Annotated in this window: 19 protein-coding genes; 18 read left to right on the forward strand and 1 reads right to left on the reverse strand. The window is 36.7% G+C overall.

The features are described from left to right. Nucleotides 1-136 precede the first annotated feature (136 nt). Nucleotides 137-2,005 carry a BamA/TamA family outer membrane protein gene (locus IEV85_RS05975; RefSeq protein ID WP_188461213.1) on the forward strand — a complete coding sequence of 623 codons (1,869 nt, stop codon included), beginning with the start codon at nt 137-139 and terminating at the stop codon, nt 2,003-2,005. A 493-nt stretch (nt 2,006-2,498) separates the two neighbouring features. Here IEV85_RS05975 and IEV85_RS05980 read toward each other — a convergent pair whose 3' ends face one another. Then, entirely contained in the window at nt 2,499-3,704 is a 1,206-nt protein-coding gene (locus IEV85_RS05980; RefSeq protein ID WP_188461215.1) for a bifunctional alpha/beta hydrolase/OsmC family protein, read from the reverse strand. A gap of 515 nt (nt 3,705-4,219) precedes the next feature. Between IEV85_RS05980 and IEV85_RS05985 the strand changes: the two genes are divergently transcribed. The 17 genes from IEV85_RS05985 (at nt 4,220) to IEV85_RS06065 (ending at nt 16,737) form a co-directional block, all read left to right on the forward strand. After that, the gene (locus IEV85_RS05985; RefSeq protein ID WP_188461218.1) at nt 4,220-4,615 is read left to right on the forward strand and encodes a TerB family tellurite resistance protein; all 396 of its coding nucleotides are present in this window, start codon (nt 4,220-4,222) and stop codon (nt 4,613-4,615) included. 228 nt (nt 4,616-4,843) lie between these two features. Beyond that, complete coding sequence (locus IEV85_RS05990; RefSeq protein WP_188461220.1) at nt 4,844-4,993, forward strand: SsrA-binding protein; 150 nt, start codon at nt 4,844-4,846, stop codon at nt 4,991-4,993. 231 nt (nt 4,994-5,224) lie between these two features. Continuing rightward, nucleotides 5,225-5,773: an acyl-CoA thioesterase gene (locus tag IEV85_RS05995; protein WP_188461222.1), complete on the forward strand. Its 549-nt coding sequence runs from the start codon at nt 5,225-5,227 to the stop codon at nt 5,771-5,773. A 387-nt stretch (nt 5,774-6,160) separates the two neighbouring features. After that, nucleotides 6,161-7,138, forward strand: coding sequence for an NmrA family NAD(P)-binding protein (locus tag IEV85_RS06000; RefSeq protein ID WP_188461224.1), 978 nt, complete (start codon nt 6,161-6,163; stop codon nt 7,136-7,138). Then, complete coding sequence (locus IEV85_RS06005) at nt 7,138-8,049, forward strand: helix-turn-helix domain-containing protein (protein ID WP_188461226.1); 912 nt, start codon at nt 7,138-7,140, stop codon at nt 8,047-8,049. Before IEV85_RS06000 ends, IEV85_RS06005 begins: the two co-directional genes overlap by 1 nt. Before the next feature lie 250 nt (nt 8,050-8,299). Continuing rightward, nucleotides 8,300-8,887 (forward strand): helix-turn-helix transcriptional regulator, encoded by a 588-nt coding sequence (locus IEV85_RS06010; RefSeq protein ID WP_345259398.1) that lies wholly within the window; start codon nt 8,300-8,302, stop codon nt 8,885-8,887. A 77-nt stretch (nt 8,888-8,964) separates the two neighbouring features. Beyond that, entirely contained in the window at nt 8,965-9,357 is a 393-nt protein-coding gene (locus IEV85_RS06015) for a RidA family protein (protein WP_188461228.1), read from the forward strand. Nucleotides 9,358-9,399: 42 nt separating this feature from the next. After that, entirely contained in the window at nt 9,400-9,633 is a 234-nt protein-coding gene (locus IEV85_RS06020) for a hypothetical protein (RefSeq protein WP_488212629.1), read from the forward strand. Further along, nucleotides 9,614-9,772 carry a hypothetical protein gene (locus IEV85_RS06025; protein ID WP_188461232.1) on the forward strand — a complete coding sequence of 53 codons (159 nt, stop codon included), beginning with the start codon at nt 9,614-9,616 and terminating at the stop codon, nt 9,770-9,772. Before IEV85_RS06020 ends, IEV85_RS06025 begins: the two co-directional genes overlap by 20 nt. 154 nt (nt 9,773-9,926) lie before the next feature. Further along, complete coding sequence (locus IEV85_RS06030; RefSeq protein ID WP_188461234.1) at nt 9,927-10,358, forward strand: DoxX family protein; 432 nt, start codon at nt 9,927-9,929, stop codon at nt 10,356-10,358. Between the two features lie 105 nt (nt 10,359-10,463). Beyond that, nucleotides 10,464-10,946, forward strand: a complete 483-nt coding sequence (locus tag IEV85_RS06035) for a glutathione peroxidase (protein WP_188461235.1) — start codon at nt 10,464-10,466, stop codon at nt 10,944-10,946. After that, nucleotides 10,943-11,410, forward strand: a complete 468-nt coding sequence (locus IEV85_RS06040; protein ID WP_188461237.1) for a MarR family winged helix-turn-helix transcriptional regulator — start codon at nt 10,943-10,945, stop codon at nt 11,408-11,410. The genes IEV85_RS06035 and IEV85_RS06040 overlap by 4 nt, the downstream gene beginning before the upstream one ends. 114 nt (nt 11,411-11,524) lie before the next feature. After that, on the forward strand, nt 11,525-11,782 hold the full coding sequence (locus tag IEV85_RS06045) for an NAD(P)H-dependent oxidoreductase subunit E (RefSeq protein ID WP_188461239.1): 258 nt from the start codon (nt 11,525-11,527) through the stop codon (nt 11,780-11,782). Nucleotides 11,783-11,879: 97 nt separating this feature from the next. Beyond that, nucleotides 11,880-13,067 carry an MFS transporter gene (locus IEV85_RS06050; RefSeq protein ID WP_188461241.1) on the forward strand — a complete coding sequence of 396 codons (1,188 nt, stop codon included), beginning with the start codon at nt 11,880-11,882 and terminating at the stop codon, nt 13,065-13,067. After that, a complete protein-coding gene (locus IEV85_RS06055; protein WP_188461244.1) occupies nt 13,060-14,142 on the forward strand; it encodes an aminotransferase class V-fold PLP-dependent enzyme in 1,083 nt (360 codons plus the stop codon). Before IEV85_RS06050 ends, IEV85_RS06055 begins: the two co-directional genes overlap by 8 nt. A gap of 61 nt (nt 14,143-14,203) precedes the next feature. Next, the gene (locus IEV85_RS06060) at nt 14,204-15,481 is read left to right on the forward strand and encodes a DUF2851 family protein (RefSeq protein ID WP_188461246.1); all 1,278 of its coding nucleotides are present in this window, start codon (nt 14,204-14,206) and stop codon (nt 15,479-15,481) included. Then, the gene (locus IEV85_RS06065; protein WP_229712519.1) at nt 15,442-16,737 is read left to right on the forward strand and encodes a hypothetical protein; all 1,296 of its coding nucleotides are present in this window, start codon (nt 15,442-15,444) and stop codon (nt 16,735-16,737) included. The genes IEV85_RS06060 and IEV85_RS06065 overlap by 40 nt, the downstream gene beginning before the upstream one ends. The last annotated feature ends 9 nt before the right edge of the window (nt 16,738-16,746 follow it).

The raw sequence follows: 16,746 nt of genomic DNA on the forward strand, positions 1-16,746 counted from the left end.
ATAATTTTAAAGTTATAAAGGGCCAGTTAAATATATTTGTAATTTTGCTTTTTAAATGCATATTTCTTTAAATACATATCTTTCTTTGCGGCTGCTGATTATTGTATTATTTACTTTTTTTTGTCAAAGTTTGTTGGTGGCGCAAGAATCAAAAAAGACAGCAGTTGCGGATTCTATTTTCCTTCAATCGGGTAATGTTTTAATATTAGAGGATACTTTTTATTTGCCCGAAACAGATACTGTTATTTTTCTCCCTGCTGGTAAAACTTATAAAATAAAGCCAAGCCCCTACTTTAAATCTGATAAGTTTTATGATTCCTTAAAAAGCAAAGCTGGCAATACGCAGGTAACAAGGATGCTTTTTTCTTTGTTATTTAAAAGTTCCAGTCAGAATATATCCAATAAAAAACCGATCACAAGAGGAGAAGCTGCTTTTGAGCCATTTGAAGGTAAAACAATAGGTGCAATTTCACTTGTTAAAGTTCCTGTGCTTGAAGGGTCTGTAAGCGATACCAGTAAAGTATCCAAAACCTGGTATGGTAAAATGCTTAACAGAGTGCATATGAATACACGAAATAGCATTATTAAACAGAATTTATTATTTAAAACAGGAGAGGAGGTAGATCCTTTCCAGATGGCTGATAATGAAAGGATTTTGAGGCAGTTCAGAACCATTCGTGATGCTAAAATTTACCTACTACCCAGAGTAGACAATCCTGATATTGTGGATGTAAAAGTAGTGACACAAGATGTGATTTCCTTAGGAGGTTCACTGGAGTACTCTTCTATCAATGATTTTAATATGTCCATTTATGACCGTAATATTTTAGGATATGCACGTGATTTTCAGGTCAGTTATTATTTTGATGAGCATGAAACCCCCAAGCACGGTTACGGACTTCAATACAGGGTGCCTAACTTTTGGGGTAGTTTTATTCAGGGAACATTTCAATACGAAAATGCTTATTTTCGAAAGCAAATTAGTGCCAATTTGATGCGCGACTTCTTTACCCCTGAAATAAAATATGGGGGAGGAGCTACGCTGAGAAGAGTATCGGAATACTATCAGCCTTTGGATACAGTATTTTTTGAAATCCCATATACTAAAAATGAAGCATCCTTATGGTTGGGCAGGTCTTACCAGATTATGAAGAGGACCAACTTTATCGTTCAAACGCGCTTTAGCAGTACCGATTATGTGGAGAGGCCTAAAGTAACAGAAGATAGTAACCGTTATTTCTTAAGTACAAATATGTACTTTGCCAGTCTATCTTTGGTAAAGCGAACCTATTCAAAAAGTAAGTTAATCCGTGGTTTTGGCCGAACAGAGGATGTGCCCAAAGGAAAGATGCTTTCTTTAACTTATGCTTTTGATAACAATGAATTCTATAACAGGAACTATTGGCAGGTAAAGGCAGGCTTTGCAGAGTATTTCAAAAATGTGGGGTATGCAAGTGCCAATGTCGGTATTGGAGCATATAGGTACTCGAATCATTGGGAGGATGGTGTCTTAAACACTTATTTCAATTATTTTAGTCCTTTAATTATAACAGGTAAATCTTCTTTCAGACAGTTCGTTAATGTGAATTATGTTCGTGGGATCAATAGAAAATTTGAAGATGTACTGGTGGTTGATAAAAATTTTGAAACAGATCACGAGTTAAGGCCTTTAGGAAAAAAACGTTTTAACATGACTTTTGAATCTGTGTACTTTGCCCCTTGGTACTTTTACGGATGCAAATTTAGTTTTTACAACAGGAATAGTATCAATTGGCTTAGCAATGACAACCTTTTTGATAAGGACAGACTTTTCTCCTCTTTTGGTGCGGGTGTCAGAATACTAAATGAGAGTTTCGTGTTTCCAACAATAGAATTAAATTTCACTTATTATAATAGCCCTGGTGGTTATCCTAATACTACGGATTTAAGGTTGTTCAATAACTATCCTGGTGATTTCCTGGAAATGCAAATTGGCAGGCCGCAGGTATTGCCGTTTAACAACTAATAGGGCTTATTTAGCATTTATGCTAATATGAGTTCTTATTCCTCAGATCAAGTGATTATTTGAAGATTTTCATGAAAAATAAATTTCGTAATCTTTTTGCTACTATATAACAAGATTCTATCTTATCAGCTGATGCCATTTCTTTGTTGCTCCAAAACACCCCTGTAGTCCCCGCCAGCTGGCGGGGACAACCACACGGCTTAAGATCGGCAAAAAACTAAAAGCATCAACACTATTTTCTATCGTAAGAAAAGTTTTGTTATCTCAATTGAGGTTCAGTTCAAAGGACTGCGATGACTTGATGCAAAAGAAAGCAATGCCAAAGGCATCCCTTTGGGGAAAATCAAGACAATTCGCCAACTGGCGAACCCAGCTGCAATTCCACGCGTTTCCTGCCTTTTTGTCCCTACGCCCGCTTTATCGTGCCAAGTTTAGTTGATTTTCGAACATTGGAATATTTATCAAGAGTACCCTATTTATTTGAAAAATTTTATCACCTTACTTCAATCTGGCTTTCCAGGGTTTTGTGTACAGGACATTTCTTTGCTATTTCAATTAATCTTTCTCTTTGTTCCTCGGTTAAATTGCCTTTAATTTCTATTTTTCTATTGAAGTAGGTGATTTTACTTTCGTCAGATTCACAATGTTCACTATCCTTTTCATGACAATTATCCTGGTTTACATGTACCTGAATTTCATTTACCTCCCACTTTTTTCTATTGGCATACATTCGTAAGGTAATGGCAGTACAGGCAGCCAGTGCTGATGTGAGAAATCCATAAGGAGAAGGGCCAAAGTCATCCCCTCCCACATCCTCTGGTTCATCTGCTAAAAGGTGATGGCCTTCTGCTACAATTTGAGTTGTATAATTATCTTCTTTAGGGCCAATTAGTGCCACAGTTTGCGCATCAGTAGAAAGTTTTTCAGCTTTTTTAGGCTGTGTTACATACCTGCCAGCCCACATGGCAATCATTTCACCTGCATAAATAGAATCTTCCTTTTTACTCAACAAATGGTCAGCTCCATCAAGAGAAACGAAGCTTTTAGGGTGAAAAGCCCTGTCATAAATTTCTTTGGCATTTTCTATACCCACTACATTGTCCTGTGGAGAGTGCATCACTAACACTGCTTTTCTTAAATCTTCCAGTAGCTTCAGGCCTTTGCTTTGCTTCAGGTCTTCTAAAAATTGCTCTTTTATAGTGAATGGTCTGCCGCCAATAGAAATTTCAGCTTTTCCGTTTTTCTTAATTTGATCCACGCCATCCTTAATCAAATGCAGCACATGCTCAGGTTGTGCCGGAGCCCCGATTGTAGTTATTGCTTTAACTGAATCTATTTGCGCTGCAGCCATTAAAACAGCGGCCCCTCCTAAGGAGTGCCCTACAAGAAGTGAAGGAGCCTGGTATTTTTCTTTTAGAAAGTTAGCCGCAGCCACCAGGTCTTCCATATTGGAAGTAAAGTTGGTGTCAGCAAATTCACCTTCACTTTCCCCGAGTCCGGTAAAATCAAAGCTCATTACCGCATAACCATGCTTTGAAAGCCCAAAAGAGATGTTTCTTACAGCATTCAGGTTTTTTGTGCAGGTAAAACAATGCGCAAAAATCACATAATTATTTGGCTTCTGATCAGCCGGGAAGGCGATGTAGGCTGCCAGCTCATTTCCCTGAGCACTTTTGAAACTTACTTTTTCTCTCTTCATTTTTATGGAGTCTTTTGCATTTCTGATTACTGTTCAACCTCGAATCAGAAATTCAGAAATTGTAAAAAAAAATGTAGTTCTTACCCTTTTAATTAATCTGGTATTTTATCCATTAAAAATAAAAACCTGGATTCATATGGGGAAATTGCTAACAATTGATTTAAAACTATTCTAATGATACCTTGCCGATAAGGAGCATAGATACTTCAGGACTTACGTAAATTAGCAGTAGTCTGTTTTTTTTAAATTTTGGAGGATATGTGGTCTCAGCATGCACCCTATTTATAGATGCTAATGATACAGCTTATGTGCTCTGTAATTATCCATAATTTTAATTAAATTCATTACATTGATGTGGAAAATCAAATAGAATTCTAAAAAGTATTACTATATTTAAATGCTTTTAATAATTCCGTTTTAAGTAATATCTGCCAAACCAGAGGTATTGCTTAAAATATAGAGTTATCTATTTTAAGTTACCATAAAAACATTAACTACAGTTTAAAACACATACCATGCTTAAAGAACAGCTTAAAATCTTAATTAAACTAGCTACTATCGATAATGAATTAGCTGAAAAAGAAGCAAACCTTATTGAGAAAATAGGAAAGGCAAATGGCATTACTGAAGATGAGATATATGGGATGATGAAAAATCCTGAGCCATATAAAAATCTTGATACTCTTTCAGAAGACCAGCGTTTTGAGTACTTATATAACATTGTCCAGTTGATGAAAATTGATGGTAAGGTATATAAGAGTGAAATTGTTTTCTGTCAGGATATTGCGGAAAGACTGGGCTTTAAAAAGAAAGCAGTAGCCGAGTTATCAAAAGGTATTTTCAGTGATCCGAGCATCACTTCAGACAGAGAGGAATTGAAAAGAAGAGTTAAGAAACATTCTTTAAGGTAATCTTACACCGTAATTAATAGCCTCTGTATACGCAGGGGCTTTTTTATGCTCAAAAATTAATTGACAATCTTTTATTTTGGTTATGAAGTATTCAGCTGCTTTCTGAAAAATGGTTTATCAGAAACTTAAACTTTTCTAAGAAAACAGAGTATAAACTGAGAATCATTGAGCTCAGGGCTAAGAATAGTTTGATTTTTTAAGCCTGAAGCAGGAAAGGTAATTAAGCATATGAAAAAAGCTATTTTTAAAGCACTTGCCAAATTTAATAAAGCAGTTCTGCCAAGTTTTGGTAATAAAGACCTTACCAAACTGAGTAAATGGCAGAAAGCTTTGATTGCCTACCGTTATTATGTTACCATTAATGCCCTGGACAGGTAAGTAGAAAAGCATTTTTTTTCTTAGACCAAGCTTCTTGCCCCCCCTAATGTTTTCTTCTTTTCAGAAGTTTCATTTCATGTGTCCTGGCTCTTACGGTTTAGGTTATGCTCTACTAATATTTATGGTGAATGAATCCCTTGTACAATCTATCTTGAGAAATAAATATTTTGCATAAATTAGCATTATCCCGATTGATCAGCCAATTTAAGTAAGTTAAATAAAACTACACTCATGAAAGCGAAATCACCCGAATTTTCCAGAACTACTATTACAGAATTAATGATTCCTTCTTATGCCAATTTTGGAGGCAAAATACATGGAGGCATTTTACTCTCATTGATGGATAAGGTGGCCTATGTATGTGGCTCCAAGCATTCCGGAGCTTACTGTGTTACCGTTTCAGTGGATGACGTGGATTTTCTGCAGCCGGTTGAAGTGGGGGACCTGGTGTCTATGCTGGCGTCAGTAAATTATGTAGGCACCAGTAGTATGGTGATAGGCATTAAGGTAATTGCTGAGAATGTGCGAACTTCCATAGTAAAGCACACGAATACCAGCTACCTCACTATGGTGGCAAAAAACGACAATGGCGAATTAATAAAAGTGCCGCCATTATTATTGGAAAATGAAACCGACATCAGAAGATTTGCTGAAGCCATCAAGAGGAGAGAGTTGAAGAAAACTTTCCAGGAGCAGATGAGCAAAGAAAAAACTGATTTTACCTTACAAAAGCAAATACAGCTATTGGAAGGAAAAAGCTGTGAGGTGAGATTGAAATAGTTTTTCAGGGGTGGAGCTATTTTAAGATACCGTACCTAATATTATTCATGAATGTATTCATCAACATTTAAGCGGAAAGATCCTATTCAGGCCGGGAAGCAAATTACGAACAATGTTGAAGACCCTCACCTATAAAAAGCCTGATTTACCTGTTACTCATTACCTTTCCCTGGCAACCTGATGTGGTTTGGGAAAGGTAAAAACCACAGCATCTTTTCTCCAAAACCAAAGTATCTTTTTTTTGAGAACCGTGATATGAATTGTATTCATATCTGCTAAGCCAATTATCAAGAATTATTTTTTGAACACAACAAACGTAGGTTTGGATACATTCCTCTTTTTGTATGAGCACAACTTTGTATCATAAATTTTTAACAGAAAAGAAAGATGAAAATAGTTGTAACAGGTTCATTAGGAAATATTAGCAAACCCTTAGTTATTCAATTGGTAAAAGAAGGTCATCAGGTAATGGTAATCAGTAGTTGTGCGAAAAGAAAAAAAGAAATAGAAGCTTTAGGCGCTCTGTCTGCCATTGGTAAAATTGAAGATATCATTTTTTTGAAAGAAGCATTTAGTGAGCAGGATGCTGCATACTGCATGCTTCCGCCTTTCAGTTTTTTTGAAGATAAAAACCTCGACTATAAAAAAGAGGCACTGAATATTGCCAATAATTACGTTGAAGCCATTCAAGAGGCTGGCATAAAGAAAGTAGTGCATTTAAGCAGTGTGGGTGCTGAAAAAGAAAGTGGAACGGGACTTTTGCTTTTTCACAATATTGTGGAAAATACATTGAAAAAACTGCCTGCTGATGTAGCCATCACTCACATTCGTCCTGTTTCTTTTGATTATAACTTATACGCTTTTATGGATATGGTAAAAGGCAATGGCTTTTTAAAAGGATTTATCGGAAAAATGTTCTACTTACGCCATTATGGAATCAGTGGCTTATTAAAAGGGTATTCCGGTATTATACTTTCCAATTATGGTGCAGATGACAAGGTAGCATGGGTTTCTCCAATAGATATTGCCTCGGCAATTGCTGAAGAATTTTCATCAGATCAAAATGGCAGAAAAATAAGATATGTAGCAAGTGAAGAACTTACATGCCAGGAAGTGGCTTCTATTCTTGGGGATGCTATAGGAAAGCCTTACCTCAAATGGGCACTCATAAGCGATAAACAAATGACCAGTGCGATGGAACAATTTGGTGCACAAAAGCAGATAGCCTTGGATTTTACCGAAATGAATAGCACCATGCACAATGGAAGCCTGTTTGAAGATTACTATAAAAATAAACCAGCAGTTCTGGGTAAAATAAAAATGAAAGATTTTGCAAAAGAATTTGCATTAAAGTATAATGAATAATGAAACCACATAGAATTAAATCCATAAAAGAATACTACCAGATTCTTAGTATTGCCAGCCCTAAACACCCACTCATAAGTGTTGTCTCCTTGCAAGAAATACAGCCTTATGTGAGTGAAGAAAAGGTAAACGTTGTTTTCGATTTCTATGTGATTTCACTCAAAAAAGTGTCGAAAGGAAACGTGAAATATAATTACGGCCAGCAACAATATGATTTTGATGACGGTATTTTATTTTATTTAGCACCAGGGCAGGTATTTTGTTTTCAGGCCGAGGAAGGGTTTGAAAGCAGTGGTTATATGCTACTTATTCATCCTGACTTTCTTTGGGGGGCAGCATTGGCAAAAAATATTAAGAAATATGAGTTTTTTAGTTATGCTGTAAATGAAGCTTTGTTTATTTCAGAGGAGGAAGAAAGTGTTTTGACTTCATTTATTGGAAACATTGAAAGAGAGTACCATTCACATATTGATAAGTTCACCGAAGGGATAATTATATCGCAGATTGAATCACTTTTGAGTTATTCAGATAGATTTTATCAGAGGCAGTTTCTTACAAGGAAAATTAGCAACCACCAAATACTGGACAAGCTGGAAAAACTGCTTGATGAATGTTTCAATGATGATAACCTGATCAACAACGGACTTCCTACAGTTCAAAATTTAGCCGCTCAATTAAATACATCACCTAATTACCTCACGGGTGTACTTAAAACGCTCACAGGGCAAAGCACGCAACAACATATCCATGATAAATTAATAGAAAAGGCGAAAGAGAAACTAACTACCACAGAACTGACAGTAAGTGAAATTGCCTATTCATTAGGCTTTGAATACTCCCAATCGTTTAGCAAACTGTTTAAGAACAAAGTAAATCTTTCTCCTTTAGAGTTTAGGAGTAGTTTTAATTGAAAAGCAAATATATGGATAATATTAGTATTGAAATATTCTATACTTAGCTCCACCTTGATTTTACTTTTGCCATCTTACTACTTTTGCAGCTTATTGTACTAATTAAATTATGATGTTCTCAAATCAAACCAGTACTACCCGCTATGAATAACAATGATACCTCGCGGCTTTCCAGATTAGCTGCTATTCTTACGCAACTGCAAACCAAGCGGCTACTTACAGCTACCGCGGACTGGCAGATAAATTTAATGTGAGTATAAGAACCATTTACCGCGACATTAGGGCGCTGGAACAGGCAGGTGTGCCAATAGTTACTGAAGAAGGTAAAGGCTATTCTCTTATGGAAGGATATAAAGTTCCACCTGTTATGTTTTCGGAGAGTCAGGCAAATGCCTTAATTCTCGCAGAACAACTAGTACTGAAAAATAAGGATACGTCTTTTATTAAAGACTATACTGAAGCAATAGAAAAAATAAAAGCAGTGCTTAGGCAATCGGAGAAAGACAAAGCCAACCTTTTGGCCGACCGCACCCGATTTGAACAAAACATTAACAGGGAGAGAAATAGCAATAATATTTCACAGCTACAATACGCCCTTACCAACTTTCTTTTAGTTCGAATTGATTACACAAACGAGCAGAACAAAACTTCCCAAAGAATTATAGAGCCATTTTCATTAATCAGCACCACAGAAAACTGGCTTTTAATTGCATGGTGTCACGTAAGAAAAGAGTTTAGGTACTTCCGGCTGGATAGAATAGCCAAAATGGAGACAATGGCTGAGAAGTTTAAACCACATAAAATGACCTTGCAGGAATATTTTGATAAATATTATTAAGCTTTTTCAACCCCTGACATAAGGCTGTCGCAGTCCCACTTCATCTTTGTTGTATCATAATTAAATCAGTAATAAAGATGGAAAAGAAATCATTCGACCCATGGGCATGGGGCAAAAACACCAATTCAGTACAAGCAGTGGAAGTTAAAAGTGTAGCTGGAACCTTATATTGTTCAGGCCAGGTTGCTATTGGTGCTACTGGAGTACCTAGTAATGCTGATATAAGAACGCAACTTATACAAACAATCTCTAATTTAGAACAATTGATCAGTGAGTCTGGCTATGAATGTAAAAATATTGTAAGGCTAAATATTTATACCACCTCTACCCAGGATTTTTTCAGCAATTGTATGGATGTTTATGTGCCTTTCCTGAAAAAATACAACATAGAGCAAGCTACTACTCTGCTTGAAGTAAAAGCACTTTTTGCTACTTTAACAGTAGAGCTTGAAGCAACAGTGGTAAAGTAAATGCAGTAACAAGAGATAGAAGTATTTTATCCGGCAAGCCGTATAGCATGGAGGAAATGGTTGGAGAAAACCACCATTCCCAACAAGGCTGTATGGCTTGTTTTTTATAAGAAGAAACCAGCAAAATATACCATCAACTGGGAGCAGGCTGTGGAGGAAGCACTTTGCTTAGATTGGATTGAAAGTAAGAAAGCAATTGTAGAAGAGGATAAAAGAAGCCTACAAAGTATCTCATGTATTTGGTGTAAAGCAATTGATGGCGGAAGAGGATTATGAAACAGCTACGGGCTTTATTACATTTACTGAGCAAGACGGAACCGAAACGCGCTTTGGGTATTGCGATATCTGGCGGTTTAAAGAAGGGGAAATAGAAGAACTTACCACCTTTGTGATTAGGCTTACTGTTGATTATTAAAAAATGTATGTGTGAAGGATTGTTGATCTCCTTTCCACATAATAACTACTTTAATGTATTTTTAGCTGTAAATAGGGATTAATACCATGCTTAACTTTGTCTTTAATGAAAAAGTAAATAAATTTGAATCGTTTACGACTTAATTTTAAGCGATATGGCAAAGACTAATCTATTTCAGAAAATAATGAAAGTTGTGCTGGGCAGTTTTATGGTTCTGGCAGGTATTGGTCACCTTACTTTTCAAAGGGAAGAGTTTCAGGCACAAGTACCAAGGTGGTTGCCTTCTGATCCGGGATTTATGGATTTTGTAGTCATTTCTTCAGGAATTGTGGAGATTTGCTTTGGTCTGGCCATGATCTTCCTCTGGAAACATCAGGTTAAAGTGGGGATAGTGTTGGCTATTTTTTATATACTGATTTTTCCCGGCAATATTTCTCAATATACCAATGAATTAGATGGTTTTGGTTTGGATACAGATAGAAAGCGATTAATCCGTTTATTTTTTCAACCAGTGCTTATTTTATGGGCGCTTTGGTCAACCGGTGCGTTAAAATACTTGTTAAACCGAAAGAAAGGCTCTTCCTGATTTCTGCAAGAGCTCTTTTAGTTAATGATTGAAATGAATGATTTATAGCAGAGTGTTTCCATAATAAATAGTAGGTAAGTTCTGCTTTTAAAATAAAAAACAGATATGAATTTTTACGATTTTGAAGCTCAAAAGCTTAATGGCAATAAGGTAGATATGAGTGAGTATAAAGGGAAAACTGTGGTAGTAGTCAATACTGCCAGCAAATGTGGTCTTACTCCTCAATATGAAGGACTTGAAAAGCTGTACCAAAAATACAAGGAAAAGGATTTAGTAATTCTCGGTTTTCCCTGCAATCAATTTGCTAACCAGGAGGCAGGCACATCGGATGAAATACAGGAATTTTGTCAGGTAAACTATGGAGTGAGCTTCCCTATGTTTGAGAAGGTAGATGTAAATGGAAAAGATGCTCATCCTTTGTTTAAATTTTTAAAATCGAAACTTTCAAGAGGATTTTTTGGTAGTAGAATAAAATGGAATTTTACGAAATTTGTGATTGATAAAAATGGCAATCCGGTAAAAAGATTTTCTCCTACCACTAAACCGGAAAAAATGGAGAAAACCATTCTAGAAACCCTCAACATATGAAAGACAAATTTGCGCTGCTCTATTTAGAAAACCAATTATGCTTTCCCCTATATGCGGCTTCGCGCCTCACAACTAAAATTTATACACCTTATCTTGATAAAATGGGGATCACCTACCCCCAGTACCTGGTTTTGATGGTACTTTGGCAATATGATGAGCAAAGTGTGAATACTATTGGGAAAAGGTTATATCTGGAATCCAACACCTTAACACCTTTATTGAAACGGCTGGAACAAAAGGAACTGATTCAAAGAAACAGATCTAAGAAGGACGAGCGCACGGTTTTGATATCTCTGACAAAAAAGGGTAAAAATTTAAAAGAAGAAGCATTATCTATTCCTGAGTCAATTATTGAATCTTTTCAGGGTGAAACGGTTACTCAGGAAGAAATAGAGACTTTTCAAAATACATTATCCAAATTAGTAGATCTCCTTAACAAGAAAACCGGAGGCAAAATAGAGTAGATAGAGGAATTCTGTATGTAAGCGATGAAATTTCCTGATAATATGGCGCTATTACCAATTTAGCTCAACTAATTTTTCTTATTGGGGTTAAAGCGGTTAACATTAGTTAATAGTATGCAATCCGATACCCTTCAAAAATTTATTTTTATTTGCAGTGCCAAAAGTTGTAGTAAAAATGGCAGTGAGGAAGTAAAATCTGCTCTTAAGGCTTATATCAAATCAAATGGTCTTAAAAAAGAAGCGCTTATTGTAAAAACCAAATGTATGGATTTTTGCAAATCCGGACCTAATGTGGTCTCCAATGGACAATTATATCACAAAGTGAGTGTAAAAGAAGCAAAAGAAATTCTGCGTGAATTACTGCGGGATTAAATTGAATAGCTTCATTACAGACCTTTTCCGCCTATAAAACATTTCCAAAATAACTTAAGTAGCATATTTCTGTTAATTTTGTTCAGAATAATTGAAAATGAATAAAGCACCACTCTACACCAGGGATTTCCTTCTCCATTGTTTCAGCTATCTCATAATGGCTGTTTCTTTTTACTTTTTACTACCCACTTTACCTACTTTTGTTACAGATGTTTTGGGTGAAGATGCAGATAAAGTAGGCTATATAATAGGTATTTATGCGCTTTCAGCTTTGTTGATCAGGCCAATTAGTGGCTACTTATTTGATAAATATGGAAGAAGAAATCTCTTTCTGTTTGCTATGTTCTTATATGCGATCATCATGGCTTCTTATGGTCTGGCAGCTTCCTTCGGTTTCCTGCTTTTCTTAAGATTGCTCAATGGTGGTATTTGGGGCGTGGTTACTACCGGTGGAGGCACAATTACTTCTGATATAGTGCCTGAAACCAGAAGAGGAGAGGGGATTGGAATTTTTGGATTATCTATGACATTAAGCATGGCTGTAGGGCCACTGATTGGTTTGCAAATATTAAAGAATACAGGTAGCTATCAAGTGCTTTTTATTACTGCTGGAATTCTTTGTTTTATCGCAGTTTGTATGTCCTTTTTTGTGAACCATCCTAAAGTTAGCAACAGGAAAAATAAGCTGGAATGGGCCAATGTATTTGAACCTAACGTGGTGAAGGTATCCATGATCATGCTATTTCTAGCATTGCCATTTGCCGGAGTCATGTCATTCATAACACTTTATGCTAAGGAATTATCTATAGAAAACACAGGACTGTTTTTCTTGATTTATGCAGCGGGTGTAAGCATTATTCGTCCGCTTACAGGGAAAATGATGGATAAAAGCGGGCCAGGTTTTGTAATGGGTTTAAGCTTTACGGGTACAGTGTGCGGACTAATACTTTTATCGCAAAGTACGGCCCTTACAGGTTTTTTAATAGCAGCTTTTGTTTTAGGCTTTGGAAATGGAATTGTAATGCCAACCCTTCAAACCATGGTTATCAACATGGTGAGACCACAAAAAAGAGGCGTGGCAACCAGTACTTTTTTCTCTGCAATTGATTTAGGTATAGGAATCGGAGCCTTTTTATTAGGAAATATCGCAGAAATTTTTTCTCTTTCGCAGATGTACCTGTTTTGTGCTTTAAGTACACTGGTACCGATGACATTATTTTATGGCATTACATTGAAAGATTATACTAAAAAGATTAAAGTACTAAACGCCAAAACCCATGCCTGATTTGTATTTTACCCCCGGCCCCACAGCATTGTATTTTACCGCTGAAGAGCACATTAAAACAGCCCTCAAAACAGGTGTGGTAAACACCTCGCACCGGGGGCAGCAGTTTAAGGATATTTACAAAGCATGTGCTGATAACCTTAAACTATTAATGGAAATTCCAGACAGTTTTCATGTGCTGATCACTTCTTCTGCCAATGAAGCCTGGGAAAGAATTATTCAGAATTGTGTAAGGTCCGATAGCTATCATATCAGCAATGGTCCTTTTGCTTCACGTATTGAAAAAATAGCTTCACAGTTGCAAAAGAATACACATAACCTGAAGGTACAAGATGGAAAGGTGCCTTCTCTTGAAGAGATTAAAGTGCCTGAAGCTGCAGAAATAATTACTATTTGCCTGAATGAGTCAGGTACCGGAGCAGCTTTTCCTTTGCAGCTGATTGAAGAATTGAGGAATAAATATCCTGATAAACTGATGGCTATAGATGGTGTTTCTGCATTGCCAGTGGTACCTGTTGATTTCAATTCTATTGATACAATTTACTTTTCTGTACAAAAAGCTTTCGGGCTACCAGCTGGTTTAGGCATCTGGATTGTGAATGATAGATGTGTTGAAAAAGCACAGAAACTAGCTGCTGAAGGAGTAATGATAGGCTCTTACCATCAATTACCGGAAATGGTAGAAAAAGCTGCTGAATACCAAACACTTGAAACGCCAAATATTCTGGGAATCTTCACGCTGGCAAAAGTAGCGGAGGATATGCTTACAAAAGGCATCCTGGCCATCAGAAGGGAGATTGATTATAAAGCAGCTATTCTCAATATTGCTGTAGAGGAACATCCTCAGATGGAACATTTTGTAAAGGAAGCAAATGTGCGCTCTAAAACAGTTTCGGTTATTAAAACTGATTTTGAGAATACTCAATTAATTAAGTATTTAAAGGAGAAGCATATTCATATTGGTACAGGGTACGGGAAATATAAGCCCGAGCATATCCGTATAGCCAACTTCCCGACACATTCCAAGGAGCAGATGGAAATGCTTGTAGATTTAATAACTGCTTACAGAGGTTAAGAAACAATTAGTTCAATAATAAAATAACACAATTAATTAAGACTTTATAACATGATTTCTGATGCGAGAGGACTTTCTACACTACATATGGCGCTATCAGAAATTTAATGCTCACAATGCAGTAACCGTTTCAGGCCTTCCGGTTCAGGTAATAAAAACTGGTTTCGGGCATACCAATGCAGGCCCTGATTTTTTACAGGCCAAAGTAAAAATAGGTGAGGTGGAATGGGCTGGGGCAGTGGAAATTCATATTAAAGCTTCTGACTGGAACAAACACAAACATCAGGTTGATGCCGCTTACCAGAATGTAGTTTTGCATGTGGTTTGGCAGGCGGATGAAGTAATTTTACATCCCGATGGTACTGAAATACCTACTCTTGAATTGAAAAGCCGTGTCAATTTAGACCTTCTACGTTCATACAGTAACCTTGTGGAGTCTTCCGATGAGATAGCCTGTTCAGGCCAATGGCCTATGGTAGACTCGTTCTACAAAACTGAAATGCTGGAGCGTGTATTGGTGGAAAGGTTGAATGACAAAGCAAGCAAAGCGGCCGGTTTTTTTGAGCTTTCCGGGCAAAACTGGGAAGAGGTGAGCTATATCATGTTGCTTTCAGCAATGGGTTTTAAAGTGAACCAGCACCCTTTTGAGAGGTTAGCTACTCTATTCCCTTACTCTCTCGTCAAAAAAATTAAACATCATCCTGCGTTATTGGAAGCAGCCCTATTTGGCGTAGCAGGTTTTTTATCTGATGATTATGAAGATGAATACCCCAACCAATTGAAGAAAGATTGGCAGTTTCTCCAACACAAGCATCACCAAACAATCGGTACTACCATGCAACTTCATGAGTGGCGATTTCTAAGGTTGAGGCCTGCTAACTTTCCCAGCATAAGAATTGCTCAGTTAGCCTCATTGCTTCATCATCTGCCATCGCTGTTTGATGCTTTTGTGCTTGATTTGGAGCCTGAAAAATTGCTCAAAGAATTTAAAGTAGCACCTCATAGCTACTGGGAAAATCACTTTCAGTTTGATAAGCGTTCTCAATCTAAGGTCAAAAAAATAGGTGATTCTTCTGTACAGGTATTGCTATTAAATACAGTGCCTCCACTTCTTTCATTTTATGCAAAAAGTATTGGTGAAGATAAATATATTGAACAAGCCATTCAATTTCTGAGTAAACTTAAGGCAGAAGAGAATTTTATTACCAGGAAATTTGCTGATTTGGGTAGTTCTGTTAAAACAGCCTTTGACTCTCAGGCTTACATTCAATTACATAATGCTTACTGTAACCCTAAAAAGTGTCTTTCCTGCAGTGTGGGAATTTCTATTATGAAGTAATGATAAGTATAGCCATTCATATTGCCCTGATTTTTATTCTTGCGCTGCTTTTTCAAAGAAGGCTGAAAGTAGAGGACAAGGCTGTTTTCATTACAGCCATTTTTATTAAAATAGTGTGCGGAGTTTTATTAGGGTGGCTTTACTGGGGCTATTATGGAGGTACGGGAGATACACTTTACTTTTTCGATCAGGCTGGGAAGCTTTATAATTATTTTCAAATTGGGCAGGTTTCCTTTGCGGAATGGTTCGGTTTTCAGGAAATTCATTTAACAGTAGAGGAATTTTCAGCACAAACTGAACCACGTACCTATTTCTTTGTGCGCTGGCTAAGCTACCTTTTTGCCTTAACTCAGGGTGAATATTTTACAATGGCAATTTATATGAGCCTTTTTGCTGTTTTTGCAGCCTGGAAATTTGTAAAAAGATTAACCCTTATTCTGCCAGATCATAAATCAGCTATTTATGTAGCTTTCTTATTTATTCCTTCCGTCACTTTTTGGTCTTCGGGCGTATTGAAGGAGACTTTTATGGTCACACTACTGTATTTTATGGGCTATTTCATTATCAAATGGTATCATAAAAATTCAAGATGGCTACTAATAATCCCGATTCTACTTCTGTTTTGGGCATTATGGTTGCTGAAGTATTATGTCCCGATAGTTCTTGTGCCTATTCTTTTACTTACCTTATTGTTTTCTGTTCAACCAGGATTTTTGAAAGATATTCGCTTTCATTGGAAATTAACTATTTACTTTTTATTAATAATTAGTGGAGGTTTGGCTTTGTCCTTTCTCCATCCCGTCTTCAGCAGTGGTCGCTTTTTTGAACTGATAAAAGTTAGTCATGACACTATTTTACAACATTCCACTGAAGCAAAAATAGTCTTTATTGATGCAACAACCCCTTTTCTCTTTTTTATAAAAAATATTCCGCTGGCCTGGTTCACTGGTATGTTTCGTCCTTTTCCGTGGGAAGCTTTTAACCTGTTTTCACATATTGCTGCCGCAGAACAATTCCTTTTTGTACTACTTTTTTTATTTGCTATCAGATTACTCTTTGTTATTAAAATCACTCATCAAGAGATTTGGTGGATTTTGGGCATTATAATCTACAGTACAGTTCTGGCTACAGTAATAGCCCTTTCTACACCTAATTTCGGTTCATTACTCCGCTACAAAGTAGCTTATATGCCTTTTTTATGGTTTCTGGTGCTATGGTTTGTCAGCAAAAGATTCAATCAAAGAAACAAAGGCTAGGGAATCCAC

Origin of the sequence: Marivirga lumbricoides (assembly GCF_014636295.1) — a bacterium.
Lineage (GTDB): Bacteria > Bacteroidota > Bacteroidia > Cytophagales > Cyclobacteriaceae > Marivirga > Marivirga lumbricoides.

Excerpts from the sequence above, each read along its gene's own strand:
- IEV85_RS05980 (WP_188461215.1), bottom strand. The coding sequence starts at position 3,704 with ATGAAGAGAGAAAAAGTAAGTTTCAAAAGTGCTCAGGGAAATGAGCTG.
- IEV85_RS05985 (WP_188461218.1), top strand. The coding sequence starts at position 4,220 with ATGCTTAAAGAACAGCTTAAAATCTTAATTAAACTAGCTACTATCGAT.
- IEV85_RS05990 (WP_188461220.1), top strand. The coding sequence starts at position 4,844 with ATGAAAAAAGCTATTTTTAAAGCACTTGCCAAATTTAATAAAGCAGTT.
- IEV85_RS05995 (WP_188461222.1), top strand. The coding sequence starts at position 5,225 with ATGAAAGCGAAATCACCCGAATTTTCCAGAACTACTATTACAGAATTA.
- IEV85_RS06000 (WP_188461224.1), top strand. The coding sequence starts at position 6,161 with ATGAAAATAGTTGTAACAGGTTCATTAGGAAATATTAGCAAACCCTTA.
- IEV85_RS06005 (WP_188461226.1), top strand. The coding sequence starts at position 7,138 with ATGAAACCACATAGAATTAAATCCATAAAAGAATACTACCAGATTCTT.
- IEV85_RS06015 (WP_188461228.1), top strand. The coding sequence starts at position 8,965 with ATGGAAAAGAAATCATTCGACCCATGGGCATGGGGCAAAAACACCAAT.
- IEV85_RS06025 (WP_188461232.1), top strand. The coding sequence starts at position 9,614 with ATGGCGGAAGAGGATTATGAAACAGCTACGGGCTTTATTACATTTACT.
- IEV85_RS06030 (WP_188461234.1), top strand. The coding sequence starts at position 9,927 with ATGGCAAAGACTAATCTATTTCAGAAAATAATGAAAGTTGTGCTGGGC.
- IEV85_RS06035 (WP_188461235.1), top strand. The coding sequence starts at position 10,464 with ATGAATTTTTACGATTTTGAAGCTCAAAAGCTTAATGGCAATAAGGTA.
- IEV85_RS06040 (WP_188461237.1), top strand. The coding sequence starts at position 10,943 with ATGAAAGACAAATTTGCGCTGCTCTATTTAGAAAACCAATTATGCTTT.
- IEV85_RS06045 (WP_188461239.1), top strand. The coding sequence starts at position 11,525 with ATGCAATCCGATACCCTTCAAAAATTTATTTTTATTTGCAGTGCCAAA.
- IEV85_RS06050 (WP_188461241.1), top strand. The coding sequence starts at position 11,880 with ATGAATAAAGCACCACTCTACACCAGGGATTTCCTTCTCCATTGTTTC.
- IEV85_RS06055 (WP_188461244.1), top strand. The coding sequence starts at position 13,060 with ATGCCTGATTTGTATTTTACCCCCGGCCCCACAGCATTGTATTTTACC.
- IEV85_RS06060 (WP_188461246.1), top strand. The coding sequence starts at position 14,204 with ATGCGAGAGGACTTTCTACACTACATATGGCGCTATCAGAAATTTAAT.